Origin of the sequence: Pseudomonas monteilii (assembly GCA_001534745.1) — a bacterium.
In the GTDB taxonomy this organism is placed as follows: domain Bacteria; phylum Pseudomonadota; class Gammaproteobacteria; order Pseudomonadales; family Pseudomonadaceae; genus Aquipseudomonas; species Aquipseudomonas alabamensis.
In genome coordinates this window covers 3361505-3387384 of sequence record CP013997.1, presented here as the reverse complement: position 1 = coordinate 3387384, position 25880 = coordinate 3361505, and the positions used below count along the sequence as shown (strand labels likewise).

Here is a 25880-nt window from a genome sequence, read left to right as displayed (position 1 = left end):
CATCGGTCAACTATGGAGGCACTGTGAAGGCATTGCAAGGCGTTGAGGGGCAACTGAGCTGGGTCGAGGTACAGGCCCCGGAATGCGACGCGGGCCAGGTGCGCATCCGCGTGACGGCGGCCGGGTTGAACCGTGCCGACCTGTTGCAGATCGCAGGCGCCTATCCGCCGCCACCGGGTGCCAGCCCCTACCTGGGCCTGGAATGCGCCGGTGTGATCACCGAGGTCGGCGCCGGTGCCGACTGGCGCGTGGGCGATCGCGTCTGCGCCCTGCTCGCCGGTGGCGGCATGGCCGACGAGGTGGTGGTCGATGCCCGTCACGTGCTGCCGGTGCCGGAGGGCGTCACCCTGGAGGAAGCGGCCGCGATCCCCGAAGTGTATGCCACCGCCTGGCTCAACCTGTTCCAGCTCGGCGACCTGAAAGCGGGCGAGAAGGTGCTGGTGCACGCGGGGGCCAGTGGCGTCGGCTCGGCAGCGATCCAGTTGTGCAAGGCGTTCGGCAATCCGGTCTGGGTCAGCGTGGGCTCGGCCGAGCGCCTGGCCTACTGCCAGGACCTGGGCGCTGCAGGCGGTGTGCTGCGTGGTGAAGATCTTCAGGCGCTCGAGGCCCATGGGCCGTTCGACGTCGTGCTCGATCCGGTCGGTGCCAGCTATGCAGCGCTCAACCTCAAGCTGCTCGCGCGTGACGGGCGCTGGGTGATCATTGGCCTGATGGGGGGACGCACGACCGAGTTCGATCTGGCCCAGGTTCTGGCCAAGCGCCTGCAAGTGACCGGCTCGACCCTGCGCAACCGCGACGACGGCTTCAAGGCGCAGCTGTTGCAGGCCTTGCACGAGCAGGTCTGGCCGCTGTTCGCCGAAGGGCGAGCGAAGCCGCAACTGGTGCGGGCTTATCCGGCTGCGGAGGCCGAAGCGGCTTATGCCGAGCTGGCGGGGAATCAGGTGTCGGGCAAGTTGGTGGTGGTGTTGGGGTAAAGAGGAGGGCGCCAAGCTGTGAGCTGCAAGCGGCAAGTAGGTGGCTGATCGTTCGAGGACGACTTTGAAAGCGCGAGGGCTGACTTTACGGCCCCTGCGGGGCCGATCGCGGCACAGGGGCCGCTCCTACACCCGTAGCCACACTAAGGCGTTGCGGGCATCACGGCACAGGGGCCGCTTCTACACCCGCAGCCGCACCACGGTGTGGCAGGCTATCGCGGTCACCTGTGGGAGCGGCCCCTGTGCCGCGATCGGCCTCGCGAGAGGCCGTAAAATCAGCGACACCCTTGCAATCAGGGTACACCTGTACGATCAGCCCTCGCTTGCAGCTTGCAGCTTGCAGCTTGCAGCTTGCAGCTTGCAGCTTGCAGCTTGCAGCTTGCAGCTTGCAGCCTGCCGCTTCACCGCACCTTGCCCACCGTCGGCAACAACGCCTCCTTGTCGAAATCATCCACATCGATGACCTTGCGCCGCGCCGCTTCAGCCCGTTGCACGGTCGCCGCCTGCTCGGTATCGAGCACGCCCGCCCGCACTGCCGCATCGAGCAAGGGCTCCTCGGGCGCCGGCACGAACCGACCTTCCTTGAGCGCCTTGTGCAACGTGCGCTGCAACGGCGCCGCCAGATCAAGCTGGTCGCACGCCTGTTGCAGTGCCGCCACCGCATCCCCGTCGTGGGTCGGGCGGTAGCAGCCGGTGAGCAGCTCTTCCAGGGCCGGGTCGCCCTGGTTGCGGCCGATCAGTGCAGCCACTTCGGCATCCAACGCATCGCTCGGCCCGGTATGACGGCGGCCGAACGGGAACACCAGCACCCGCAAGGCGCCGCCGACGAACCGGTTGGGGAAGTTGTCCAGCAGGGTCGACAGTGCATCCTCCGCCTTGCCCAGACTCTCTTCCATCGCCCAGCGCAGCAGCGGCTGCATGTGCTCGGGCGAGCCCAGGTCGTGGTAGCGCTTGAGCGCGGCCGACGACAGGTACAGGTAGCTGAGCACGTCACCCAGGCGCGCACTCAAGCGCTCGCGACGTTTGAGCGAGCCCCCCAGCAGCATCATCGACAGGTCGGCCAGCAGGGCGAACGCGGCGGCCTGACGGTCGAGCGCACGGAAGTAGCCCTGGCTCAGGGCATCGCCCGGTGCACGCTCGAAGCGGCCCAGCCCCAGGCCGAGTACCAGCGTGCTGGCGGCGTTGCGCAGAGCGAAGAGAATGTGCTGGCCGAGCAGGTTGTCGAACGTGCGCAGGGCCTGATGAGGGTCGTCGTGCGCCGCAGCGGCCATTTCCTTGAGCACGAACGGATGGCAACGGATGGCGCCCTGCCCGAAGATCATCAGGTTGCGCGACAGGATGTTCGCGCCCTCCACGGTGATGAAGATCGGCGCCCCTTGCCAGTTGCGCGCCAGGTAGTTGTTCGGGCCCATGATGATGCCCTTGCCCGCATGCACGTCCATGGCGTGCTGGATGCACTCACGGCCACGCTCGGTCAGGTGGTACTTGAGGATCGCCGACAGCACCGAAGGCTTCTCGCCCAGGTCGACCGCCTGCGCCGTCAGCAAACGCGCGCTGTCCATCAACCAGGCGTTGCCGCCGATGCGCGCCATGGACTCTTGGATGCCCTCGAACGCCGCCAGGGGCACGTTGAACTGTTCGCGGATCCGCGCATATTGGCCGGTCACCAGGCTGGTGAACTTGGCCGCGCCCGTGCCCACGGCCGGCAGCGAGATCGAGCGGCCCACCGACAGGCAGTTCATCAGCATCATCCAGCCCTTGCCGAGCATCGGCTGGCCGCCGATCAGGTAGTCCAGGGGGATGAACACGTCCTTGCCGCTGTTGGGCCCGTTCATGAAGGCGGCGCCGAGCGGCACATGGCGTCGGCCGATGGTGACGCCCGGGGTATCGGTGGGGATCAGCGCCAGGCTGATGCCCAGGGTCTCCTGGTCACCCAGCAGGTGCTCCGGGTCGTAGGCCTTGAACGCCACGCCGAGCAGAGTGGCGACCGGACCCAGCGTGATGTAGCGCTTGTCCCAGTTCAGGCGCAGACCGATCACTTCTTCGCCTTGCCACTGGCCCTTGCACACGACCCCGGTATCGGGCATGGCGCCTGCGTCCGAGCCGGCCAGGGGGCCGGTCAGGGCGAAGCAGGGGATGTCCTCGCCACGGGCCAGACGCGGCAGGTAATGGTCGCGCTGGGCATCGGTGCCGTAGTGCAACAGCAGTTCGGCTGGCCCCAGGGAATTGGGCACCATGACCGTCGAGGCCAGGTCACCGCTGCGTGTGGCCAGCTTCATCGCCACCTGGGAGTGGGCGTAGGCGGAAAAGCCCTTGCCGCCGTAGGCCTTGGGAATGATCAGGGCGAAGAAGCCGTGGCGCTTGATGTGCGCCCAGGCCTCGGGCGGCAGGTCCATGTCCTGACCGATCTGCCAGTCGCTGACCAGCGCGCACAGCTCCTCGGTCGGGCCGTCGATGAACGCCTGTTCTTCTTCGGTCAGGCGCGGGGCGGGGTAGTGGAGCAGGGTGTTCCAGTCGGGGCGTCCGCTGAACAGCTGGCCATCCCACCACACTGTGCCCGCATCGATGGCTTCGCTTTCGGTCTGCGACATCGGCGGCAGGGTCTTGCGGAACCAGTCGAAGATGGGCGCCGTGAACAGCTTGCGGCGCAGGTCAGGCAACAGCACCAGGGCCGCAGTGGCCGCCAGTGCGATCCAGAACACCGCCAGCAGCCAGCCGGACGTGTGACTGAACACCCCCATCGCCACCAGGTACAGCGCCAGGATCGCCAGGATCGCCGTCGGCGCGAGACGCCGGTGCGTGAGGTACGCCGCACCGATCACTAGAACCACCACCCACAACAGCCACATACGCCTTCCTCCGTGAACAGTTCGACTCGAGCCATGTCTCGGAACCGGGAAGTGTGTTCGTCGAACGGCTGGTGTGAACAGTGACCTGTCTGCACGCGGGGAGTTCGCAGGCGATTGCCAGAGAATGTGTCTGGAGTAGACTGGGATCTTCCGCGTACTTGACAGGATATCGCCATGCTGAAGATCTGGGGCCGCAAGAATTCGAGCAACGTGCGCAAGGTGCAGTGGATCGCGCAGGAGCTGTGGCTCGATGTCGAGTCGATCGATGCCGGCGGCCAGTTCGGGGTGGTCGACGAGCCGCGCTACCGCGCGCTCAACCCCAATGGCCTGGTGCCGATGCTCGAGGATGGCGACACGGTGCTCTGGGAGTCCAATGCCATCGTGCGCTATCTCTGCGCCGAGTACGGGCGTAAACAGGGCTGGTACATCGAGGACCCGCGCCAGCGCGCCCAGGCGGACAAGTGGATGGACTGGACCACCTCGTCCCTCGCCACGCCCTTCAAACCATTGTTCTGGGGCCTGCTGCGCACGCCCGCCGAGCAACAGGACTGGGTCGCCATCAATGCGGCGCACAAGACCTGCGCGAGCCTGCTGTCGATCGCCGACCGGGCGCTGGCCGAACAGCCGTACCTCTCGGGCGAAACCGTCGGCATGGGCGACGTGCCGCTGGGGGCCTTCGCCTATGCCTGGTTCGAGATGCCCATCGAACACCCACCGATGACCCACCTGCGCGACTGGTACGAGCGGCTCAAGGCGCGTCCGGCCTATCAGGCCGGGGTCATGACCGAGCTGAGCTGAACACCCAGGCCAGTTCGATAGTCACTATCGATACAGGTGACTGTACTTGAGCGGCCCGGCCCCGCACCATGGCCGCCTACCACTGCGCCGACCTCGAGGGTCGGCGCGTTTCGACCCTCTTTATCCCGGTAACTGACCTGTTATGAGTTCCGCTCTGTCCATTCGACAGCTGACCAAGACCTACGGCAACGGTTTCCAGGCCCTCAAGGGCATCGACCTGGACGTCGCCGAAGGGGACTTCTTCGCCTTGCTCGGCCCCAATGGCGCCGGCAAGTCCACCACCATCGGCATCCTCTCGACCCTGGTCAACAAGACCAGCGGCACGGTGAACGTGTTCGGCCATGACCTGGACCGCGACCCGGCGGCGCTCAAGCGCGCCATCGGCGTGGTGCCCCAGGAGTTCAACTTCAACCAGTTCGAGAAGACCTTCGACATCGTCGTAACCCAGGCCGGCTACTACGGCATCCCGCCGAAGCTGGCCAAGGCGCGCGCCGAACAGTACCTGACCCAACTGGGGCTGTGGGACAAGCGCGACGTGCCTTCACGCTCGCTGTCTGGCGGCATGAAGCGGCGCCTGATGATCGCCCGGGCACTGGTGCACGAACCGCGCCTGCTGATCCTCGACGAACCCACCGCCGGAGTCGACATCGAGCTGCGCCGGTCGATGTGGACCTTCCTCACCGAGCTGAACCAGAAAGGCATCGCCATCATCCTCACCACCCACTACCTCGAGGAAGCCGAGCAGCTGTGCCGTCACATCGGCATCATCGACAAGGGCACCATCGTCGAGAACACCAGCATGCGCGACCTGCTCGGCAAGCTGCATGTGGAGACCTTCGTGCTCGACCTGCGCCGCGACCTGGCCCAGGCGCCGGTGCTCGAGGGTTACCCCTGCCGGCTGATCACCCCGCACACGCTGGAAGTGCAGGTGGACAAGGCCGTGGGCGTCACCGCACTGTTCGGCCAACTGGCCCTGCAAGGCATCGAGGTGCTGAGCCTGCGCAACAAGACCAACCGGCTCGAGGAGCTGTTCGTGTCCCTGGTGGAAAAGAACCTGTCGAAGGTGGCGGTATGAGCCTGGATCTGCGCAACAACTGGGTCGCCCTCAACACCATCGTCTACCGGGAAGTACGACGCTTCCTGCGCATCTGGCCGCAGACGCTGCTGCCCCCGGCGATCACCATGGTGCTGTACTTCGTGATCTTCGGGAACCTGATCGGCCGACAGATAGGCGACATGGGCGGCTTCACCTACATGCAGTACATCGTGCCGGGCCTGATCATGATGTCGGTGATCACCAACTCCTACGGCAACGTGGTCTCGAGCTTCTTCGGCAGCAAGTTCCAGCGCTCGATCGAGGAGCTGATGGTCTCGCCGGTGTCGCCCCACACCATCCTGATCGGTTATGCGCTGGGCGGCATCTTGCGCGGGCTGGCGGTAGGCGTGATCGTCACCGTGCTGTCGGGGTTCTTCACCGACCTGCAGGTGCATCACCTGGGCGTGACCGTGCTGGTCGTGCTGCTCACGGCGACGATCTTCTCGCTGCTGGGCTTCGTCAACGCGGTGTTCGCCCGCAACTTCGACGACATCTCGATCATCCCGACCTTCGTGCTGACGCCGCTGACCTACCTGGGCGGGGTGTTCTACTCGATCACGCTGCTGCCGCCGTTCTGGCAGACCGTGTCGCTCGCCAACCCGGTGCTGCACATGGTCAACTCGTTCCGCTACGGCATCCTCGGTGTCTCAGACATCCGGATCGGCACGGCCATCACCTTCATGCTGGTGGCCACGGCGGTGCTGTACACCGTGTGCGTGCGACTGCTGGTCAGCGGCCGCGGCATGCGCACCTGACACCCGGGCCTTGCGTCGGCGCCACTGCCGGCCTACCCACCAGCGCCAGTACAGCAGGGTCAGGCTGTAGCCCAGCAGCCCGAGGATCACCCCGCAGACCACCGAGCCGAGCAGAAACGGTTGCCAGACCGTGGACAACTGCTCGGTGATCCAGGCAAAGGTCAGCTCGTCGGGCAGGCTGCGCGGCGGCACCTGCATCAGCCAGGCGCCAGTCAGGTAGGTGACCAGGAACACCGGTGGCATGGTCAACGGGTTGGTGAGCCACACCAGGCTGACCGCGATCGGCAGGTTGCCGCGCACACCGATGGCCAGCGCCGCCGCCAGCAGCATCTGCATCGGCATGGGGATCAGCGCCGCGAACAGGCCCACGCCCATGGCCCGGGCGACCGAGTGGCGGTTCAGGTGCCAGAGGTTGGGGTCATGCAGCAGCTTGCCCAGAAATCGCAACGACTTGTGTTCGCGAATGCTGGTCGGGTCCGGCATGTAGCGTTTGAAGATTCGGCGCGGCATGGGGGCTCTCGCGGGTGTCGAGCGGCCAGTATGCCCGCATTGTCCAAGGCGCTTTCGACAGAGATTGTGACAATTCTTGAGCAACCCGAGCGCTCGAGGCAGCTATGCCTGATCAGGTGGTTCTGCCTGGGAGGGCTCTGGCATGCGCACAGGGATGATGGCGCTGGCACTGGGAATGATCTGTCTGCGGTTCGTGCCGGCCTTGCCTCCGGTCGGATGGTGGGTGGCGGGGCTGCTGGTCTCGCTGGGTTGCTTGATCACGCGGGTGCGCTCGATGGGCTGGTTCGGCCTGGGGCTGTGCTGGGCGTGCTGGTCCGCGCAAGGTGCGCTGGACGAGCGTCTGCCTGCCGCCCTGGACGGCCGGACGCTGTGGGTCGAGGGGAGGGTGAGCGGATTGCCGCAGCAGACGGGCCAAGGGGTGCGCTTCGAGCTGAGCGAGGCGCAGTCGCGACGGGCCACGTTACCGGCTCGTCTGCAGCTGAGCTGGTTCGACGGGCCGCCGGTGCGCAGCGGCGAACGCTGGCGCCTGGCGGTAACGCTCAAACGTCCCCAGGGGCTGCTCAATCCCCACGGGCCTGACCAGGAAGCGACTTTGCTGGCAAGGCGCATCGGCGCCACGGGCTCGGTCAAGGCCGGCGAGCGGTTGAGCGGCAGTGGCCCTGGCTGGCGGGACGGCCTGCGCCAGCGGCTGCTGGCCGTCGACGCTCACGGGCGGCAAGCCACCCTGGTGGCCTTGGTACTCGGTGATGGCAGCGGCCTGTCCCGAGACGACTGGGATACGCTACGGGCGACCGGCACGGTGCACCTGATGGTCATTTCCGGGCAGCACATCGGCCTGCTGGCCGGCTTGATCTACGCCTTGGTGGCGGGCGCGGCACGGCTGGGCCTATGGCCGACGCGCCTGCCCTGGCTGCCGTGGGCATGTGCCCTGGCCTTGGGCGCAGCCTTGGCCTACGGTGCGCTCGCCGGTTTCCAGGTGCCGGTGCAGCGGGCCTGCGCCATGCTGGCCATGGTGCTGATCTGGCGCCTGCGCTTTCGTCACCTGGGTACTAGCCTGCCATGGTGGACGGCGCTGGTCGGCGTGTTGCTGATCGAACCCCTGGCCAGCCTGTTACCGGGTTTCTGGCTGTCGTTCGCCGCGGTGGCCGTATTGCTGTTCGGCTTCAGCGGTCGCCTGGGCGGCTGGCGGCCCTGGCAGGCCTGGACCCGTGCCCAGTGGCTGATTGCCCTCGGTCTGCTGCCGGTCCTGCTGGCCCTGGGCCTGCCGGTCAGCCTGAGCGGGCCGGTGGCCAATCTGCTGGCTGTGCCGGCGATCAGTCTGCTGGTGCTGCCCCTGGCCTTGCTCGGTACGCTGCTGCTCGGCCTGCCATCGGTGGGCGAGGCGTTGCTGTGGCTGGCCGGCGGGCTGCTGGCCGGGCTGTTCGAGCTGTTGGGCCGGCTCGCGCAGTGGCAGCCTGCCTGGCAGCCACCGGCCTTGTCCCTGGGGGCATGGTGCCTGGTCGCGCTCGGCAGCCTATCGACGTTGCTGCCTCGTGGCGTGCCGTTGCGCCTGCCGGGGGCCGTGTTGATGGTCGGCGCGCTGTGGCTGCCGAACGCCCCCGTGCCGCACGGCCAGGTGGAGGTCTGGCAGCTGGACGTCGGCCAGGGCCTGGCCACGCTGCTGCGCACCCAGCACCACACCCTGCTGTTCGACGCCGGCCCGGCCCATGGCGATGTCGACCTGGGCGAGCGCGTGGTGCTGCCGACGCTGCACAGGCTGGGCGTGCGTCGGCTCGACCTGCTGATCGTCAGCCATGCGCACGCCGACCATGCCGGCGGTGCGCTGGCCGTGGCCACCGGGCTGCCGCCTGCCCGGACACTGGCCGGTGAACCCGAGGCATTGCCGGCGGCGTTGCCTGGCCAGGCCTGTCGGGCAGGCGAGCGCTGGCACTGGGACGGTGTCACCTTCACGCTCTGGCAGTGGCCGAGCGCGCCGGACAGCAACCAGCGCTCATGCGTGCTGCAGGTGGAGGCCGGTGGCGAGCGCCTGCTGTTGACCGGCGATCTGGAAGCGGCCGCCGAGCGCCTGTGGCTGGCGCAGACCGCCGATCCTCGCAGCGACTGGCTGCAGGCACCCCATCACGGCAGCCGGACGTCCTCCACCGAGGCCTTCCTGCGCGCCACGGCGCCGCGCGGCGTGCTGATCTCGCGTGGCCGGCACAACGGTTTCGGCCATCCCCATGCCAGCGTGCTGGCGCGCTACCGGCGTCACGGCATCGCCGTGCATGACACGGCCCTGCATGGCGCGTTGCGCCTGCGTCTGGGCAGTGGGGGCGAGGTCCATCGCCTGCGCGCCGAGCGCCGCTTCTGGCGCGACCCTGACGCGTGATGGTCGGTGGCTGAGCGCCGTGGAATGCATGTGGTAGAGTGGCGAACTTTTCCGAGGGGTGATTACTGTGTGGGAGTTGGTCAAGTCCGGCGGTTGGATGATGTTGCCGATCATCCTCAGTTCCATCGCTGCCATGGCTATCGTCGTCGAGCGTCTGTGGGTCCTGCGCGCCAGCCGGGTGACCCCGCCGCACCTGCTGGGGCAGGTCTGGGTGTGGATCCGTGACAAGCAGCTGACCGGCGACAAGCTCACCGCCTTGCGCGCCGACTCTCCGCTGGGCGAGATCCTCGCCGCCGGCCTGGCCAATTCCCGGCACGGGCGCGAGATCATGAAAGAGTGCATCGAAGAAGCCGCCTCGCGGGTCATCCATGACCTGGAGCGCTACATCAGCACCCTCGGCACCATCGCCGCCATGGCCCCGCTGCTGGGCCTGCTCGGCACCGTGCTGGGCATGATCGACATCTTCAGCGCTTTCATGGGCACCCAGATGACCGCCAACGCCGCCGTCTTGGCCGGGGGCATCTCCAAAGCCCTGGTCACCACCGCGGCCGGCCTGATGGTCGGTATCCCGGCCGTGTTCTTCCACCGCTTCCTGCTGCGCCGCATCGACGAGCTGGTGGTGGGCATGGAGCAGGAGGCGATCAAGCTGGTCGAGGTCGTGCAAGGTGATCGCGAGGTCGAGGTGGCCGGAGGCGCGGCGTGAAGTTTCGACGCAACCGTGCCCGCGAACACGTGGACATCAACCTGGCGTCGTTGATCGACGTGGTGTTCGTCCTGCTGCTGTTCTTCGTCGTGACCACGACCTTCACCCGCGAGACCCAGCTGCGCGTGGAGCTGCCCGAGGCCAGCAGCGCCGAAGCGGCGCCGGCCGAAGACGGCAAGCTGGTGGAAATCACCATCAGCGCCGATGGCGTCTATTCGGTGAACAACCACCTGCTGCCGAGCAGTGACCTGGCGACCCTCACCGAGGCCCTGCAGCGCGAGTCCGGCGGCGACAACCAGCTGCCGCTGGCGATCAGCGCCGACGGCAAGACGCCGCACCAGGCCGTGGTGACCGCCATGGACGCCGCGGGCAAGCTGGGCTTCAGCCGCCTGCGCATGACCACCGTCGAGGCGGTTCAAGGAGCGAAGTGATGGCCTTGGGCGAACGCCTGCTCGCCGCCTGGTACGCCGGGCACCCGGCCCTGACCCTGCTGCGCCCCCTGGAATGCCTCTACCGGCGTGTGGTGGCAGGCAAGCGGGCGCGCTTTCTCGACGGTCGCCGTCCAGCCTATCGGGCGCCGGTGCCGGTCATCGTGGTCGGCAACGTCACCGTGGGTGGCACCGGCAAGACCCCCATGATCCTCTGGCTCATCGCCCAGTGCCGCCGCCAGGGGTTGCGGGTCGGCGTGGTCAGCCGTGGCTACGGCGCCCAGCCGCCGCAGCTGCCGTGGCGGGTCGAGGCAGGGCAGGGAGCCGAGCAAGCGGGCGACGAGCCGCTGCTGATCGTGCAGCGCACGGGTGTGCCGCTGATGATCGACCCGGACCGTGCCCGCGCGGTGCGTGGCCTGCTGGCCGCCGAGCCGCTGGACCTGATCCTGTGCGACGACGGCCTGCAGCACTATCGGTTGGCCCGCGACCTGGAGCTGGTGCTGATCGACGCTGCCCGTGGCCTGGGCAACGGGCGTTGCCTGCCTGCCGGGCCGTTGCGCGAACCTCCCGAGCGCCTGGCCGACGTCGATGCCGTGCTGTTCAACGGCGCCCCGGCCGACCGCGCCGAGGGGTACGCCTTTGGCTTGCGGCCCAGCGCGCTGGTCAACGTGCGCACCGGCGAGCGCCGCAACCTCACGTATTTTCCGCCGGGCCAGGCCGTGCATGCGGTGGCCGGTATCGGCAACCCACAGCGTTTCTTCAAGACCGTGCAAGCGCTAGACTGGCAGCCGATTGCGCACCCGTTCGCCGACCATGCCCGGTTCAGTCGCGAGGCGTTGACCTTCAGCCCGGCTCTGCCGTTGCTGATGACCGAAAAGGACGCGGTGAAGTGCCGTGCCTTCGCGGCCGACGACTGGTGGTACCTGGCGGTGGAGGCCGAACCTTCACCTGCGTTCGTCGCCTGGTTCGACGCACAGCTCGAGCGGTTGCTGCCACACCGACGCGCGTGATGCGTCGGTGTTCCTCCTTCTTCCGGCTACACACCTTTAGGACGTACCCATGGACACCAAACTGCTCGACATCCTGGCTTGCCCGATCACCAAAGGCCCGCTCAAGCTCAGCGCCGACAAGACCGAGCTGATCAGCAAGGGGGCAGGCGTGGCCTACCCGATCCGTGACGGCATCCCGGTGATGCTGGAAAGCGAAGCGCGCACCCTGACCGACGACGAGCGCCTGGATAAATGAGCACCGCCTTCACCGTGGTGATTCCTGCCCGGCTGCGCTCCACGCGCCTGCCGGGCAAGCCGCTGCTGCCGATCGCCGGCAAGCCGATGGTCCAGCACGTCTGGGAGCAGGCGTGCAGGAGCGCGGCGACACGGGTGGTGATCGCCACCGACAACGCCAGCATCGTCGAGGCCTGCCAGGCCTTCGGCGCCGAGGTGCTGCTGACCCGTGACGACCACGAGTCCGGCACCGACCGGTTGGCCGAGGTGGCCACGCAGCTGGGGCTGGCCGCCGACGCCATCGTGGTCAACGTCCAGGGCGACGAGCCCTTGATCCCACCGGTGATCATCGACCAGGTCGCCGCCAACCTGGCGGCCCACCCCCAGGCCGGCATTGCGACCCTGGCCGAGCCGATCGAGCAGCCCGACAGCGTGTTCAACCCTAATGCGGTCAAGGTCGTCAGCGACCGGCACGGCATGGCCCTGACGTTCAGCCGGGCGCCGCTGCCCTGGTCCCGCGACCTGTTTGCCCAGGGCCAGGACCGGTTGCCCGAAGGCGTGCCCTACCGCCGCCACATCGGCCTGTACGCCTACCGGGTGAGCTTTCTCCAGGACTTCGTCGGCTGGGGCCCGTGCTGGCTCGAGCAGACCGAGGCGCTGGAGCAGTTGCGGGCCCTCTGGCACGGCGTGCGCATCCATGTCGCCGATGCGCTGGAAGCGCCCGCGGTCGGCGTCGACACGGCTGAAGACCTGGCGCGCGTGCGCCGCCTGCTGGAGGCATGATGCGTATCCTGTTCGTGTGCCTGGGCAACATCTGCCGCTCGCCGACCGCCGAGGGTGTCCTGCGCCAGCAGTTGCAAGCGGCCGGGCTGGCCAGGCGGGTCGAGGTGGCTTCGGCCGGTACCGGCGACTGGCACGTGGGCGAGCCGCCTGACGAGCGCACCTGCCGTGCGGCCCTGACGCGGGGCTACGACCTCTCGCGCCAGCGTGCACAGCAGGTCAAGCTCGAGGACTTCTTCGAGTACGACCTGATCCTGGCCATGGACCCGAGCAACCTTGCGCACTTGCAGGCCATGCGTCCGCCCGCCTCGACGGCTGAGGTCGATCTGTTCCTGCGCCGCTACGGCGGTGCACGCGACGACGTACCGGACCCTTACCACGGCGGCGCTGCCGGGTTCGAGCAGGTGCTGGACCTGATCGAGGCCGCTTGCCAGGCCTTGGTGGCCGAGCTGCGGGGGCGCCCATGACCCTCGTGTTGCGCGAACATGCGTCGCTCAAGCCCTACAACACCTTCGGCATCGACGTGCAGGCCAGCGTGCTGGCCGAGGCACGCAGCGATGACGAGGTGCGTGCAGCCCTCGACGAAGCCGAGCGGCGGCAACTGCCCTTGATGGTCATCGGCGGCGGCAGCAATCTGCTGCTGACCGCCGATGTGCACGCCCTGGTGCTGCGCATGGTGAGCCAGGGCCGTCGTGTGGTGGCCGAAACCGACGAGCAGGTCATCGTCGAAGCCGAAGCAGGGGAACCCTGGCACCCCTTCGTCCAGTGGACCCTGGCCCAGGGCTTCAGCGGCCTGGAAAACCTCAGCCTGATTCCCGGCACCGTCGGTGCGGCACCGATGCAGAACGTCGGCGCCTATGGCGTGGAGATCAAGGACGTGTTCGCCGGGCTGACTGCCCTGGATCGCCAGGACGGCCAGGTCCGTGACTTCAGCGTGCAGGCATGCGGCTTCGGCTACCGGGACAGCCTGTTCAAGCGTGAACCGGGGCGCTGGATCATCCTGCGCGTGCGCTTTGCTTTGGATCGACAGCTGCGCGCGCAGCTCGAGTACGGCCCGGTTCGCCAGCGCCTGCTCGAACAGGGCATCGAGCAGGCCACCGCCCAGCACATCAGCGACGCGATCTGCAGCATCCGCCGCGAGAAACTGCCCGATCCGGCGGTGCTGGGCAACGCCGGCAGTTTCTTCAAGAACCCGGTGGTGTCGGCGCAGGTGGCCGAGCGGATCAGGCAGGCGCACCCGGACGTGGTCGCCTATCCCCAGGCCGATGGCCAGGTCAAGCTGGCGGCCGGCTGGCTGATCGACCAGGCCGGCTGGAAGGGCCATCGCCAAGGCGATGCTGGCGTGCACGGCTTGCAGGCGCTGGTGCTGGTCAATCACGGGCAAGCCACGGGCGCCGAACTGCATGCCTTGGCGCGCTCCATCCAGGCCGATATCCAGACGCGTTTCGGTGTGGCGCTGGAGATGGAACCCAACCTGCTGTAGGTTGGACACGGCGGTCGAATGATCGCCTGGCATCGGCCCGGTTCGAAGGGCGGGGTGTCCGAGGCAGCATGGCGCGCAACGATTGGCGCGATCGGCTGCCCAACCCCTCGGACAGCGGCATGCCTGATCGTGGGCGCTGTGCACTCACCCACCTTTCGTCTTCGATCGCCCGGTAACCCATGACCCTAGCCACTGCCTACACCTTTCTGGATTTTCCTGGCGAAATGGCGCGCTTGATGCGCGAGAAGGACTGGTCGCAAACGCCCTTCGGTCCACTCGACGGCTGGTCCCAGGCATTGCGCTCGGCGGTCAGCATCTGCCTGGGGTCGCGCTTTCCGATGGTCCTGTACTGGGGTGAGACCCGCGCCCTGATCTACAACGATGCCTGGAGCCCGGTACCGGGGCGCAAGCATCCCTGGGCCTTGGGCAGCCCTGGGCCTGAGGTCTGGGCAGAGATCTGGGACATCATCGGGCCCATGTTCGACCACGTGATGGACACCGGCGAGGCCACCTGGTCCGAAGACCAGCTGCTGCCGCTCAATCGCTTCGGCTACACCGAAGAGTGCTATTTCTACTACAGCTACAGCCCGGTTCGCGGCGAAGACGGCCGGGTGGAGGGCATTTTCACCGCCGTCACCGAGACCACCTACCGCGTGCTGGCCACGCGCCGCGAGCGGCTGTTGCGCCAGGTGGCCGAAGCCACGGCGGCGACGCGTACGTCAGGCGATGCGTGTCAGGAAGTGGCCCGGCTGCTCCATGGCGTGCCGGAAGAGGCGCCCTTTGTCTTGGTTTATCTGGCCGACCCGGCATCGGGAGGCTACCGGCTTACGGCCATCGAAGGCTGCGCGCCGGCTGACGATCTGGCGCCGGCCCTGATCCTGCCGGCCGAGCAGACGACCCCTTGGCCGCTGCACAGCGCGCTGGAGGCGCCGGTGTCGGTCGAAGGGCTGGCGCAACGCTACCCCGGTCGCTTGTCCGGGCTCCCCTGGCCGGAGCCGTTGGAGCAGGCCCTGGTGGTGCCCGTACCGAGCGCGCGGGCCGGCGTGCCCTATGGCTTTCTGGTCCTTGGCATCAGCCCGCGGCGGCGCATCGACGCCGATTACACCACGTTGTTCCAGCGTGCCGCCGGGCACCTGAGCACGGCCCTGAGCAACGTCGAGCGCTACGAAGAGGAGCGTCGGCGCTCGGAAGAGCTGGCCGAGCTGGACCGGGCCAAGACCGTGTTCTTTTCCAACGCCAGCCACGAGTTCCGTACCCCGCTGACGCTCATGCTCGGGCCCTTGGAAGACATGCTCGGTCAACCGACCGAGGCGCCCGGGCAACTGACGGTCGCGCGCGAATCGCTGCACCTGGTCCACCGCAACGGTCAGCGGCTGCTGCGGTTGGTCAACACGTTGCTGGACTTCTCGCGCATCGAGGCGGGCCGGGTACGCGCCGACTTCATGCCCGTGGACCTGGCCGCCTTCACCGCCGAGCTGGCCAGCAGTTTTCGCTCGGCCATGGCACGCGCCGGGCTGGCCTACCACATCGATTGCACTGCGCTGGGCGAGCCCGTGTGGATCGACCAGGAGATGTGGGAAAAGATCGTCCTCAACCTCATTTCCAACGCCTTCAAGTACACCCTGAGCGGATGCATCCGCGTGAGCCTGTCGCGCGTGCCCGAAGGCGCACGCCTGCAGGTACGGGACACCGGGGTCGGCATTCCCCAGCAGGAACTCGAACGCATCTTCGACCGCTTCCACCGCATCGAGGGCCAGATCGGACGTACCCATGAGGGGACGGGCATCGGTCTGGCGCTGGTCAAGGACCTGACCCGACTGCACGGCGGGCAGGTCGGCGTGAGCAGCGAGATCGGCATCGGCACCTGTTTCGAGGTGCTGCTGCCGTTCGGCAATGCGCACCTGCCGGCGCAAAAGGTGCAGGGCAACGCCCTGACCTCGACCGCCATCCATGCCGACACCTTCGTCGCCGAAGCCCTGCGCTGGCTGCCCGATCCGGGTGGCGAGCTCCCACCGACGACCGACCGCACGGGCGGCCAGACCAAGCCCAGCAACGGCTTGCATATCCTGCTGGCCGACGACAACGCCGACATGCGCAGCTACGTGCAGCGGTTACTGACCGAGGCCGGTTTCACGGTGACCGCCGTGGCGGATGGCCGTGAGGCGGTCGATCGGGCCCGCCAGGTACGACCCGACCTGGTGCTGTCGGACATCATGATGCCGGTGCTCGACGGTTTCGGCGTGATTCGTGCCCTGCGCGACGACCCGGCGACCCATGAGCTGCCGATCATCCTGTTGTCGGCCAGGGCGGGGGAGGAAGCGTCCATCGAAGGCCTCGCCGCCGGCGCCGACGACTACCTGGTCAAGCCCTTCAGCGCCCGGGAACTGATCGCGCGGGTGGAAGGGGCGTTGCGCCTGGCCACGCTGCGCCAGGAGTCGGCCGCCGCGCTGCGCCAGGCCAACGAGGCACTCGAGCTGCGCGTACGCGAGCGCACCCGCGAGCGTGATCAGGTCTGGGCCTTCAGCCACGACATGATCGGCATCGCCGACCTCGAGGGCGTCTGGCTCAGCGTCAATCCGGCCTGGACCCGTGTGCTCGGCTGGCCGGCAGAGCAGATCGTCGGCAAGACCTCGGCGTGGCTGGAACACCCTGACGACAACACCCGCACGCGCGAAGAAATCCAGGCCCTGGCCATCGGGGCGCCGACCTTCAACTTCGAGAACCGTTTCCGTACGCGATTGGGCAGCTACCGCACGCTCAACTGGACGGCCGTGCCGGAGGGTGGCCTGCTGTACTGTGTCGCGCGCGACGTGACGGTCGAGCGTGATCGCCTGGCCGAACTCGAACAGGCCAAGGATGCCCTGCGCCAGAGCCAGAAGATGGAAGCGATCGGGCAATTGACCGGCGGCATCGCCCACGACTTCAACAACCTGCTGACGGGCATCCTGGGGTCGATGGAAATGCTGCAGCGCCATGCGTTGCCGGAGCACCCCCGTGCCCAGCGCCACATCGGCAATGCCATCGTCTCAGCGCAACGGGCCGCGGCGTTGACCCAGCGCTTGCTCAGCTTCAGCCGCCGCCAGGCGCTGGACATGCGGCCGGTGGACGTGAACCGGCTGATCACCGACATGGCGTTCCTGCTGCAGCGCACCGTGACCGAGAACGTGCAGGTCGAGCTGGTCTTGCAGCCCGATGCCTGGACCGTGCACACCGACGCCAACCAGCTGGAAAACGTGTTGCTGAACCTGTGCATCAACGCCCGTGATGCCATGGGCGAGACAGGCCGGTTGCGGGTCTGCACCCGTAACGTCGTGCGCTCGGGACCTGCGACCGATGGCGTCCTGGCCGGCGACTACCTGGCACTCGACGTCAGCGATACCGGCGAAGGCATCGCGCCCGAGCTGCTGGACAAGGTCTTCGAGCCATTCTTCACCACCAAGCCGCAAGGCAAGGGCACAGGGCTCGGTCTGTCCATGGTGTACGGCTTCGTCAAGCAGACCGGCGGCCATGTCGAGGTCCAGAGCACGCCGGGGCAGGGCACCTGCATGACCCTGCTGCTACCACGCCATCAGGGCACGGTGACAAGCCCCACGCCTGAACCGCCCACGGCGGCGGCCGTGCTGACGGTCGGTACCGGGGAGCGTGTGCTGCTGGTGGAGGACGAGACCAGCGTGCGCCTGGTGGTCACCGAACTGCTGAGCGAAGCCGGTTATCACGTCGTCGAGGCCGAGGATGCGCAGGCCGCCCTGACACTGATCGACCGAGAGCCGGCCTTCGACCTGATGGTGTCCGATGTCGGCTTGCCTGGGTTGAGCGGTCGCGAGCTGGCCGACCGGATCCGGGCTCGACAGCCGACGATCAAGGTGCTGCTGATCACCGGCTATGCCAAGAACGCCGGCAACCTGCGGCAGTTCCTCGGTAAAGACATGCACATCCTGCAAAAGCCCTTCTCGGTGCAGGCCCTGGCGATGAAGGTCCGGAGCGTGCTCGACGGCGCGTGAGGGCGGGTGTCAGGCTCTGACGCCTGCGTCGTGCGCCCTCAGAGCTTGAAGCGCACGTGAATCTTGCTGGTCGGTGCGGCGCGATCGACCGAGATGCCCTGGTCGCCGAACCCCGAATACCCCTTGATCAGGCGCATGCCCAGGCCCGTACCGTTGGGCTTGGGGTAGTCGTCGGGGAAACCGTCGCCTTCGTCGGTGACGATCACCTCGATGGATTCGGCATCGGCCGCCTCGACCCGCACGACGATGTGGCCCTTGCCGTACTTCAAGGCATTGGTCACCAGTTCGCAGATCACCAGGCCCAGCGGCGCCAGGCGCTCGGCCCGGACCGAGGTGGGTTCGATCCACAGCTGGATGCGACGATCATCGGACGCCTTGCCGACATCTTCCATCAGGGCATGCAGGTATTCGCTGACACTGGCTTCGTGGCAGTTGTCTTCCAGGTAAAGCCGCCCATGCACGGCCGCGATGGCCAGCACTCGGTTGGCCGCCGTCTGCAACTGCAGCTTGACCGTCTCTTCGGTGGCCACGTTGGCTTGCAGCAACAGCAAGGTATTGACCAGCTGCAGGCTGTTCTTGACCCGGTGGTGGATCTCGTCCAGCTGCAGGTCGTTCTCGCTGATGCGGGTGGTCTGCGCATCGATCAGCGACATCAGCTGCTGCTCATGGTTACGCCGCTCAGTGACGTCCCGCGAGATCGCGATGATCCTGTCGATGTTGTGGTGCTTGTCGTAGATCGGCGCGGCCGTGACGTCCCACCATTTCGGCTCGCCCTTGGCCGTGGGGCAGAAGGATTCGAACCGTACCGACTCCCCCATGACCAGGCGCTGCATCGCATCGCGGATGGTGGGCTTGGCGTCTTCTGGCCACAGCTCGACCCAGTTCAGCCCGTTGACCTGCTTGGCGCTTTCGAGCTGCATGCGACACACGCCGGCTTCATTGAAGAACTCGATGGTGCCGCAGGGCGAAAGGATCTTGACGCAGTCGGGGCTGGCGTTGAGCACGCTTTCGGAATAGGGAAGCGGATGAGCTTCGTCTTCCTGGGTGGCCATGCGCTCGACGGCCATCGCGATGACGTTGGCGATGCCCTCCATGAACACCAGATCGCTTTCGATGAAGTCGGTATCGTCACCACTGTCGGCTTCCAAAACCCCGTAGGGGCTCGAAGGGCCGCGGATCGGTACGTTGATCGCGCGTCGAATCCTGTAGCGCTTGAGCAGCGAAGGGGTCCTGAACCTGTTCTCCTGGCCCAGGTGGTTGGAAATCACCGGGCGATCGGTCATGAAGGCATAACCCGCCGGGCTGGCTTCGTCCGCGCCGAGCGTGGCATGGCCGATGTCCTGCGCGTCCCAGCCCACGCCATGGGAGAGCAGGAACTGCTCGGCGTCGGGAAGCGGGGTCAGGATCTTGGCATAAGGCGTGTGCATGCCGTCGGCGACCACGGTACAGGCCTGCGTCAGCAGCACGTCGAGGTCGGTGGCGTGAAGCGAACCGACGCCGAAGTTGACCACCAGCTCATGTTGCCTGCGCAACCGGGCGTGGGAGATCTGTAACGCCGTACGAACCGTTTCGTCGGGGGAAGTATCAGGCATGGGGTATCCAGGGAATAACGAACTGTTCGAAACGCACGCGCCATCAGCCGACCTGTGAGGGGCGCGCGCAAATGTACACAAGCGCGCCTCGGTGTCATAGCGGTAAGTCGAGAAGGCTTGTCTGGCACGTCTGGCATCTGACCAGCGGCGTTGGGTAAAGGTGGCATGTGGCCCATGAAAAAGGCCCCGCCAGTTCGCACTGGCGGGGCCTGTTCAGGCTACCGGCACCTTAACCGTGGGGCTTGTGCACCTCGGTCGAGGCAGGCAACTCCGACGCCCGTTCGCTCGGGGCCGCGGAGATGGCCTGGTCGGCAGCGGCCTGGGCGGCAGCCGCCGCTGCTGCCGCAGCAGCCTCGGCTTCACGCTTGCGGCGACGCACTTCACGTGGGTCGTTCGGCGCACGGCCGTTGGGCAGCATGATGGTCGAAGGCTCGACCGTCGCCAGGTCCGCCGCGACAGGGTCGGCTTCGACCTTGGCCGCTTCAGGCTGGGCCTCGGGCTTCGCCTCGGTGCTCACCGGTTCGGCCACCGGAGTCTCGACGGCCGGCTGGGCGACCGGGGCCGGGGCCTCGACCACTGCCTGCTTCTCGATTTCACCGGCTTCGCTCGGCGCGACCTGGGCAACGGACGACGCGGTCGAAGGCTGCTCGGCTGTATCAGCCTGGGCCTGAACCTGCGCCTCGTCAGCGGCGCGCGCTGGCGTCACGTCGGCGTCGACCTTGGGCTGCACGACGTGCACGGGTTCGGCTTCGCCCGTGGCAGCCGGCGTTGCTGGCTGGGACTCGGTCTCGCCGGTTTCGGCGATGGCAGCGGCGCTCGGCGCTTCGGCCGCTGGCGGCGGGGTCACTTCGACCACTGGCTCCAGGCCTGGCTCGACACGCGCGGCCGGCGCCTGGGCAGGCTGCTCGACCACCGGCGCGATGGCCACTTCGTCGGACTGGGTCACCACCGGCGCGGCGTCGGCGACGGCCTCGGCAGACACCTCGACGGCAGGGGCTTCGACACTCGCGGTCGCACGCTCGGCCTGCTCGTTGGCCTGGGCATGCGCCTCGCTGCTGACGGCGCTGCTGGCCACTTCGGCGGTCACGGCCAGGCCCGCGGCCAGATCGGCGCTCTGCGGGGAGGGCGTGTGCTGACGTGGCTGCTCGTCGCCGGACTCGTCGTCGCTGCCTTCGATCAGGTCACCGTTGGCATTGCGCTGACGTTCACGGCGATTGCTGCGGCGACGCTGACCACGCGAACGGCGGCGTGGACGCTCTTCGTCGTTACCGTCCTGCGCGTCATCCTGCTGGGCGTCGTCGGCGGGCAGGGCATCGGCAGCGGCTTCGGCGGCCTGCTCCTGAGCCTGCTCGGCCGTACGGGCCTGACGCTCTTCACGGGGCTGGCGTGGCTGACGCTCTTCGCGCGGTGCGGTGGCGTCCTGCTCGGCGCGTTCTTCGGTCTGTGGATGCTCCTCGTGGGACACCGGTGCCGCGGCGTGCGGGCGCTCTTCCTGTTGCACGGGGGCTTCGTGTACCGCGTTCTCTTCAGCTACGGCACGTTCTTCGCGCGGTGCACGCTCTTCACGTGGGGCACGCTCTTCACGCGGCGCACGTTCTTCACGTGGTGCACGTTCTTCGCGTGGAGCACGTTCCTCGCGCGGCGCACGCTCTTCACGCGGTGCACGCTCTTCGCGTGGAGTACGTTCCTCGCGTGGCGCACGTTCTTCACGTGGTGCGCGCTCTTCACGAGCCTCACGTGGTGCACGCTCTTCGCGGGCTGGGCGCTCCTCGCGGGCTACGCGCTCTTCGCGAGGCTGACGCTCTTCGCGTGCCACGGGGGTCGCATCCAGCGGCTCGCGCAGTTCGCGCACCGGGCGCTCTTCACGGTTGCCGCGACGGTCGTCACGGGAGCGGTTGTTACGCTCTTCGCGCGGCGCACGCTCTTCACGGGGCTGGCGCTCTTCACGCGGCGTGCGCTCGTTGCGCTCCTCGCGTGGCTTGCGCTCTTCGTCGCGACGGCCGTTGCGGTTGCGGCTCTGCTGGCGGCCATTGCGACGTTCTTCGTTACGCGGCGAACGCTGCTGCTGGGGCTGCTCGGCAGGCTTCTCGGCCTTGGCGACCGGTGCTGGGGCAGGCTCTTCCTTGCCGGCGAACAGGCTGACCAGCGACTTGACCAGGCCCTTGAACAGGCTGGGCTCCGGCGCGCTCTGCGGCTTGGCGACAGGGGCCGGCGCGGGTGCCGGTGCGGCCGGTGCTTCCTCGACGGCGGCAGGAACCGGCGCGTCGCCACGCGGTGGCGCGGTCTTCACGGCAGCTTCCTGACGAACCAGGGTGCGCGTGGCCGGGGCCTGCGGCGCTTCCTCGGCTTCGGTGGCGGCGATTTCGTAGCTGGACTGGCAGGTCAGCACGTCCGGGTTGTCATCGCGCAGGCGCTGCACTTCGAAGTGCGGCGTCTCGAGGTGATCGTTCGGCAGAATGATGATGCGCGCACGGGTGCGCAGTTCGATCTTGGTGATCGAATTGCGTTTCTCGTTGAGCAGGAAAGCCGCCACCGGGATCGGCACCTGGGCGCGGACTTCGGCGGTGCGGTCCTTGAGGGCTTCTTCCTCGATCAGGCGCAGGATGGCCAGCGACAGGGACTCGACGTCACGGATGATGCCGGTACCGCTGCAGCGTGGGCAGACGATGCCGCTGCTTTCGCCGAGCGAAGGGCGCAGGCGCTGGCGGGACATCTCCAGCAGGCCGAAGCGCGAGATGCGACCGACCTGGACACGGGCGCGGTCGGCCTCGAGGGCTTCGCGCACGCGCTCTTCGACGGCGCGCTGGTTCTTCGCCGGGGTCATGTCGATGAAGTCGATGACGATCAGGCCGCCGATGTCACGCAGGCGCAGCTGGCGCGCGATCTCTTCGGCCGCTTCGAGGTTGGTCTGCAGCGCGGTCTCTTCGATGTCGCTGCCCTTGGTGGCGCGCGCCGAGTTGATGTCGATGGAGACCAGGGCTTCGGTGGGGTCGATCACGATCGAGCCACCGGACGGCAGCTCGACGACGCGCTGGAAGGCGGTCTCGATCTGGCTTTCGATCTGGAAGCGGTTGAACAGCGGGACGCTGTCTTCGTAGAGTTTGACCTTGCTGGCGTACTGCGGCATGACCTGGCGAATGAAGGTCAGCGCTTCTTCCTGGGCATCGATGCTGTCGATCAGCACTTCGCCGATGTCCTGGCGCAGGTAGTCGCGGATGGCGCGGATGATGACGTTGCTTTCCTGGTAGATCAGGAACGGCGCGGAGCGGTCGAGGGAGGCTTCCTTGATCGCGGTCCACAACTGCAGCAGGTAGTCGAGGTCCCACTGCATCTCTTCGCTGCTGCGGCCCAGGCCGGCGGTGCGGACGATCAGACCCATGTCAGGCGGGATGGACAGGCCGTTGAGGGCTTCGCGCAGCTCGTTGCGCTCTTCGCCTTCGATGCGGCGGGAGATGCCGCCGGCACGCGGGTTGTTGGGCATCAGCACCAGGTAACGGCCGGCCAGGCTGATGAAGGTGGTCAGGGCCGCGCCCTTGTTGCCGCGTTCTTCCTTCTCGACCTGGACGATGACTTCCTGGCCTTCGCTGAGCACTTCCTTGATGTTGACCCGACCTTCCGGGGTCTTCTTGAAGTACTCGCGGGAGATTTCCTTGAGCGGCAGGAAGCCGTGGCGTTCGGAGCCGAAGTCGACGAAGGCGGCTTCGAGGCTGGGCTCGATGCGGGTGATGCGGCCCTTGTAGATGTTGGCCTTCTTCTGCTCGCGCGCACCGGACTCGATGTCCAGGTCGTAGAGGCGCTGGCCATCCACCAGAGCTACACGCAACTCCTCGGGTTGAGTTGCGTTAATCAGCATTCTTTTCATGTAGTACCGTCGGTTTCCGGGCTGCCGGAAACGGCGTTCGGCACACACGACTTCTCATGGTCGGTGCCAAGGTGCGCAAGCGGTGGCGGGCCACTGCTCTTGTCCGGCGACGTACGGTAACGACCGGTTGCCCGGTGTGCCGAGGTCGCGACGACGCGTCCTGTTTGCTGCGGTGCCTACTGCACTCAGTCAGGAGGAGGAATCAGCTTTCGGCCGTGGATGCCCGCGGGCATCTGCATCGAGACCAGGTTCACCCGCCAGGCCTTGCAATGGCCGGGAGAGGCGGACACCGTGCTACACGGTCCGAGGAGCTGTGCATCTCCACCCTGCACATGTCCCTGAAAATTCGGGTGCTGCCGCGCGCTGAATCCGCAACGGGTTGCATGGTTCGCCCGCGTCGATGGGAGCGCGGACGGATTCGTGTCCGAGGCAGGTATTTCCGAAGCGTTCGCCGTGCGCTGCGTGGAAGCGCCAGGCTGGCAGAGGGACTGAAAGCAACGGGGACGGAGGTGAAACACCGCACTTGTCGTTTTTTTTCGGGCTTCTCTACGCGGCGCTGGTGGCGATTCCAGGCAATTCGTTAAACTGGCAAAGCTCCGTCGGACGGCCTCGCGTCCTCGAGAATTGCGTCGATCAGGGGCGGGCGAGCTGTCGCTTTTCATCACGTGCCGCACCAATTGCCGCTGACCTGCCACTTTTGGCGGCACTCGCGACTATAACAGCAATGATTAAGTGCTTCAATTCCATAAAAATTGTATGATCCGGGCCATGACGACCAATACTTCCCCGACCTCCGGCGTCCAGCTGATTGAGGTCCCGCCTGAGCTTGCCGGCCAGCGCATCGACAATTTTCTCATCACCGCGCTCAAGGGCGTGCCCAAGACGCTGGTCTACCGCATCGTGCGAAAAGGCGAGGTGCGGGTCAACAAAGGCCGCATCAAGCCCGAGTACAAGCTGCAGGCGGGCGACATCGTGCGCGTGCCGCCGGTGCGCCTGCCCGAGCGCGACGAGCCCGCGCCGGTCGCCCAGGGCCTGCTGCAGCGCCTCGAGGCAGCGATCGTCCACGAAGACAAGGCGCTGATCGTGCTCAACAAGCCGGCCGGCATCGCGGTGCACGGGGGCAGCGGCCTGAGTTTCGGCGTGATCGAGGCGCTGCGCCAGCTGCGCCCGGACGCCAAGGAGCTGGAACTGGTGCATCGCCTGGACCGCGACACGTCCGGGCTGCTGATGATCGCCAAGAAGCGCAGCATGCTGCGCCACCTGCACGCGGCCCTGCGCGGCGACGGCGTCGACAAGCGTTACATGGCGCTGGTACGCGGGCACTGGCCCACCTCGAAGAAACAGGTCAGCGCGCCGCTGCAGAAGAGCAACCTGCGCTCCGGCGAGCGCATGGTCGAGGTCAACGACGAAGGCAAGGAGGCGCTGACCCTGTTCCGTGTCCTGCGCCGGTTCGGCGAGTTCGCCACCCTGGTCGAGGCGCGCCCGGTGACCGGGCGGACCCACCAGATTCGCGTGCACACCCTGCATGCCGGTCACTGCATCGCCGGTGACAGCAAGTACGGCGACGAAGACTTCACCCGCGAGATTCGCGAGCTGGGCGGCAAGCGCCTGTTCCTGCATGCCTATGCGCTGACCGTGCCGTTGCCCGATGGCGGCGAACTCAAGCTCGAGGCGCCGGTGGATGAGGTGTGGGCCAGCGCCGTGGAGCGTCTCGGTGCGGCCTGACTACGACCTGCTGATCTTCGACTGGGATGGCACGCTGGCCGACTCCATCGGCCGTATCGTCACGTCCATGAACACGGCCGCCGAGCGCTTCGGTGAAGCGCCACGGGACGAGCAGGCGGTCAAGGGCATCATCGGCCTGGCGCTGGACGAGGCGATCCTGACCCTCTACCCGCACCTGACGCCTGATCAGGTCATCGTCTTCCGCCAGCATTACGCCGACGTCTACGTCGACCTGGACCAGACCCCGTCGCCGCTGTTCGAAGGCGTGGTCGAGACCCTGGAAGCCCTGCGTGCCGACGGCTACCGGCTGGCCGTGGCGACCGGCAAGGCGCGCCGCGGGCTCGATCGCGTGCTGCGGGCCAACGGCTGGGAAGACTACTTCGAGATGACCCGGGCGGCCGATGAAACCCGCGGCAAGCCCCATCCTCTGATGCTCGAGCAGATCCTCGCGCACTGTGGCGTGACGGCCGAGCGTGCATTGATGATCGGCGACTCGACCTTCGACCTGCTGATGGCCCGCAACGCCGGCATGCACTCGGTGGCGGTGGGGTATGGCGCGATGTCGCTGCAGGCGTTGAGCGAATTCGGCCCGCAGGTCTGCATCGAACGGTTCAGCCAGCTACGCACCTGGCTGACCCACACCGAGCGGTTTTCAATTCAGGGTGGATGAGCATGGTGGACGAATGGAAGGCGCCGGGCCGACGTGAGCCGGAGGCGCCCGTGGGGGCTGCTT

General features: G+C 67.1%; 19 protein-coding genes. 15 read left to right on the top strand and 4 right to left on the bottom strand.

Going from position 1 to position 25880, the window contains the following annotated elements; all coding sequences use genetic code 11:
• The first annotated feature begins 23 nt into the window (after window positions 1-23).
• Window positions 24-974, top strand: coding sequence for an NAD(P)H-quinone oxidoreductase (locus APT63_14445; protein ID AMA46716.1), 951 nt, complete (start codon window positions 24-26; stop codon window positions 972-974).
• A 401-nt stretch (window positions 975-1375) separates the two neighbouring features.
• Here the strand turns inward: APT63_14445 and fadE are convergent, their stop codons facing one another.
• Window positions 1376-3823, bottom strand: a complete 2448-nt coding sequence (gene fadE / locus APT63_14440; GenBank protein AMA46715.1) for an acyl-CoA dehydrogenase — start codon at window positions 3821-3823, stop codon at window positions 1376-1378.
• A 174-nt stretch (window positions 3824-3997) separates the two neighbouring features.
• Between fadE and APT63_14435 the strand changes: the two genes are divergently transcribed.
• The 3 genes from APT63_14435 (at window position 3998) to APT63_14425 (ending at window position 6472) form a co-directional block, all read left to right on the top strand.
• Window positions 3998-4621, top strand: coding sequence for a glutathione S-transferase (locus APT63_14435; protein ID AMA46714.1), 624 nt, complete (start codon window positions 3998-4000; stop codon window positions 4619-4621).
• A gap of 142 nt (window positions 4622-4763) precedes the next feature.
• Entirely contained in the window at window positions 4764-5696 is a 933-nt protein-coding gene (locus APT63_14430; GenBank protein ID AMA46713.1) for an ABC transporter, read from the top strand.
• On the top strand, window positions 5693-6472 hold the full coding sequence (locus APT63_14425; GenBank protein AMA46712.1) for a hypothetical protein: 780 nt from the start codon (window positions 5693-5695) through the stop codon (window positions 6470-6472). Before APT63_14430 ends, APT63_14425 begins: the two co-directional genes overlap by 4 nt.
• Here the strand turns inward: APT63_14425 and APT63_14420 are convergent.
• Window positions 6365-6982 carry an ATP-binding protein gene (locus APT63_14420; protein ID AMA46711.1) on the bottom strand — a complete coding sequence of 206 codons (618 nt, stop codon included), beginning with the start codon at window positions 6980-6982 and terminating at the stop codon, window positions 6365-6367. The genes APT63_14425 and APT63_14420 overlap by 108 nt on opposite strands.
• A gap of 142 nt (window positions 6983-7124) precedes the next feature.
• Between APT63_14420 and APT63_14415 the strand changes: the two genes are divergently transcribed.
• The 9 genes from APT63_14415 to APT63_14375 all read left to right on the top strand — a co-directional run bounded on the left by APT63_14415 (window position 7125) and on the right by APT63_14375 (window position 17968).
• Window positions 7125-9350, top strand: a complete 2226-nt coding sequence (locus APT63_14415) for a competence protein ComEC (GenBank protein AMA46710.1) — start codon at window positions 7125-7127, stop codon at window positions 9348-9350.
• A gap of 67 nt (window positions 9351-9417) precedes the next feature.
• A complete protein-coding gene (locus APT63_14410) occupies window positions 9418-10053 on the top strand; it encodes a biopolymer transporter ExbB (protein AMA46709.1) in 636 nt (211 codons plus the stop codon).
• Window positions 10050-10484 (top strand): biopolymer transporter ExbD, encoded by a 435-nt coding sequence (locus tag APT63_14405; GenBank protein AMA46708.1) that lies wholly within the window; start codon window positions 10050-10052, stop codon window positions 10482-10484. Before APT63_14410 ends, APT63_14405 begins: the two co-directional genes overlap by 4 nt.
• Entirely contained in the window at window positions 10484-11491 is a 1008-nt protein-coding gene (locus APT63_14400) for a tetraacyldisaccharide 4'-kinase (protein ID AMA46707.1), read from the top strand. Before APT63_14405 ends, APT63_14400 begins: the two co-directional genes overlap by 1 nt.
• Window positions 11492-11540: 49 nt before the next feature.
• Window positions 11541-11726, top strand: a complete 186-nt coding sequence (locus tag APT63_14395) for a hypothetical protein (protein AMA46706.1) — start codon at window positions 11541-11543, stop codon at window positions 11724-11726.
• Window positions 11723-12487 carry a 3-deoxy-manno-octulosonate cytidylyltransferase gene (locus APT63_14390; GenBank protein AMA46705.1) on the top strand — a complete coding sequence of 255 codons (765 nt, stop codon included), beginning with the start codon at window positions 11723-11725 and terminating at the stop codon, window positions 12485-12487. Before APT63_14395 ends, APT63_14390 begins: the two co-directional genes overlap by 4 nt.
• Complete coding sequence (locus APT63_14385; protein ID AMA46704.1) at window positions 12487-12951, top strand: protein-tyrosine-phosphatase; 465 nt, start codon at window positions 12487-12489, stop codon at window positions 12949-12951. Before APT63_14390 ends, APT63_14385 begins: the two co-directional genes overlap by 1 nt.
• A complete protein-coding gene (locus APT63_14380; GenBank protein ID AMA46703.1) occupies window positions 12948-13967 on the top strand; it encodes a UDP-N-acetylenolpyruvoylglucosamine reductase in 1020 nt (339 codons plus the stop codon). Before APT63_14385 ends, APT63_14380 begins: the two co-directional genes overlap by 4 nt.
• Before the next feature lie 179 nt (window positions 13968-14146).
• The gene (locus APT63_14375) at window positions 14147-17968 is read left to right on the top strand and encodes a two-component system sensor histidine kinase/response regulator (GenBank protein ID AMA46702.1); all 3822 of its coding nucleotides are present in this window, start codon (window positions 14147-14149) and stop codon (window positions 17966-17968) included.
• Window positions 17969-18006: 38 nt separating this feature from the next.
• Here the strand turns inward: APT63_14375 and APT63_14370 are convergent, their stop codons facing one another.
• Window positions 18007-19560, bottom strand: a complete 1554-nt coding sequence (locus tag APT63_14370) for a histidine kinase (protein AMA46701.1) — start codon at window positions 19558-19560, stop codon at window positions 18007-18009.
• 229 nt (window positions 19561-19789) lie between these two features.
• Entirely contained in the window at window positions 19790-23413 is a 3624-nt protein-coding gene (locus tag APT63_14365) for a ribonuclease E (protein ID AMA46700.1), read from the bottom strand.
• Between the two features lie 777 nt (window positions 23414-24190).
• Here APT63_14365 and APT63_14360 point away from each other — a divergent pair.
• Window positions 24191-25147, top strand: coding sequence for a 23S rRNA pseudouridylate synthase (locus APT63_14360; GenBank protein AMA47906.1), 957 nt, complete (start codon window positions 24191-24193; stop codon window positions 25145-25147).
• The gene (locus tag APT63_14355; GenBank protein AMA46699.1) at window positions 25137-25817 is read left to right on the top strand and encodes an HAD family hydrolase; all 681 of its coding nucleotides are present in this window, start codon (window positions 25137-25139) and stop codon (window positions 25815-25817) included. Before APT63_14360 ends, APT63_14355 begins: the two co-directional genes overlap by 11 nt.
• Window positions 25818-25880 lie beyond the last annotated feature (63 nt).

Bases quoted from the DNA above. Each gene is read 5' to 3' on its own strand.
- fadE (AMA46715.1), bottom strand. From the start codon at position 3,823: ATGTGGCTGTTGTGGGTGGTGGTTCTAGTGATCGGTGCGGCGTACCTC.
- APT63_14435 (AMA46714.1), top strand. From the start codon at position 3,998: ATGCTGAAGATCTGGGGCCGCAAGAATTCGAGCAACGTGCGCAAGGTG.
- APT63_14430 (AMA46713.1), top strand. From the start codon at position 4,764: ATGAGTTCCGCTCTGTCCATTCGACAGCTGACCAAGACCTACGGCAAC.
- APT63_14425 (AMA46712.1), top strand. From the start codon at position 5,693: ATGAGCCTGGATCTGCGCAACAACTGGGTCGCCCTCAACACCATCGTC.
- APT63_14420 (AMA46711.1), bottom strand. From the start codon at position 6,982: ATGCCGCGCCGAATCTTCAAACGCTACATGCCGGACCCGACCAGCATT.
- APT63_14415 (AMA46710.1), top strand. From the start codon at position 7,125: ATGCGCACAGGGATGATGGCGCTGGCACTGGGAATGATCTGTCTGCGG.
- APT63_14400 (AMA46707.1), top strand. From the start codon at position 10,484: ATGGCCTTGGGCGAACGCCTGCTCGCCGCCTGGTACGCCGGGCACCCG.
- APT63_14395 (AMA46706.1), top strand. From the start codon at position 11,541: ATGGACACCAAACTGCTCGACATCCTGGCTTGCCCGATCACCAAAGGC.
- APT63_14390 (AMA46705.1), top strand. From the start codon at position 11,723: ATGAGCACCGCCTTCACCGTGGTGATTCCTGCCCGGCTGCGCTCCACG.
- APT63_14385 (AMA46704.1), top strand. From the start codon at position 12,487: ATGCGTATCCTGTTCGTGTGCCTGGGCAACATCTGCCGCTCGCCGACC.
- APT63_14380 (AMA46703.1), top strand. From the start codon at position 12,948: ATGACCCTCGTGTTGCGCGAACATGCGTCGCTCAAGCCCTACAACACC.
- APT63_14375 (AMA46702.1), top strand. From the start codon at position 14,147: ATGACCCTAGCCACTGCCTACACCTTTCTGGATTTTCCTGGCGAAATG.
- APT63_14370 (AMA46701.1), bottom strand. From the start codon at position 19,560: ATGCCTGATACTTCCCCCGACGAAACGGTTCGTACGGCGTTACAGATC.
- APT63_14365 (AMA46700.1), bottom strand. From the start codon at position 23,413: ATGCTGATTAACGCAACTCAACCCGAGGAGTTGCGTGTAGCTCTGGTG.
- APT63_14360 (AMA47906.1), top strand. From the start codon at position 24,191: ATGACGACCAATACTTCCCCGACCTCCGGCGTCCAGCTGATTGAGGTC.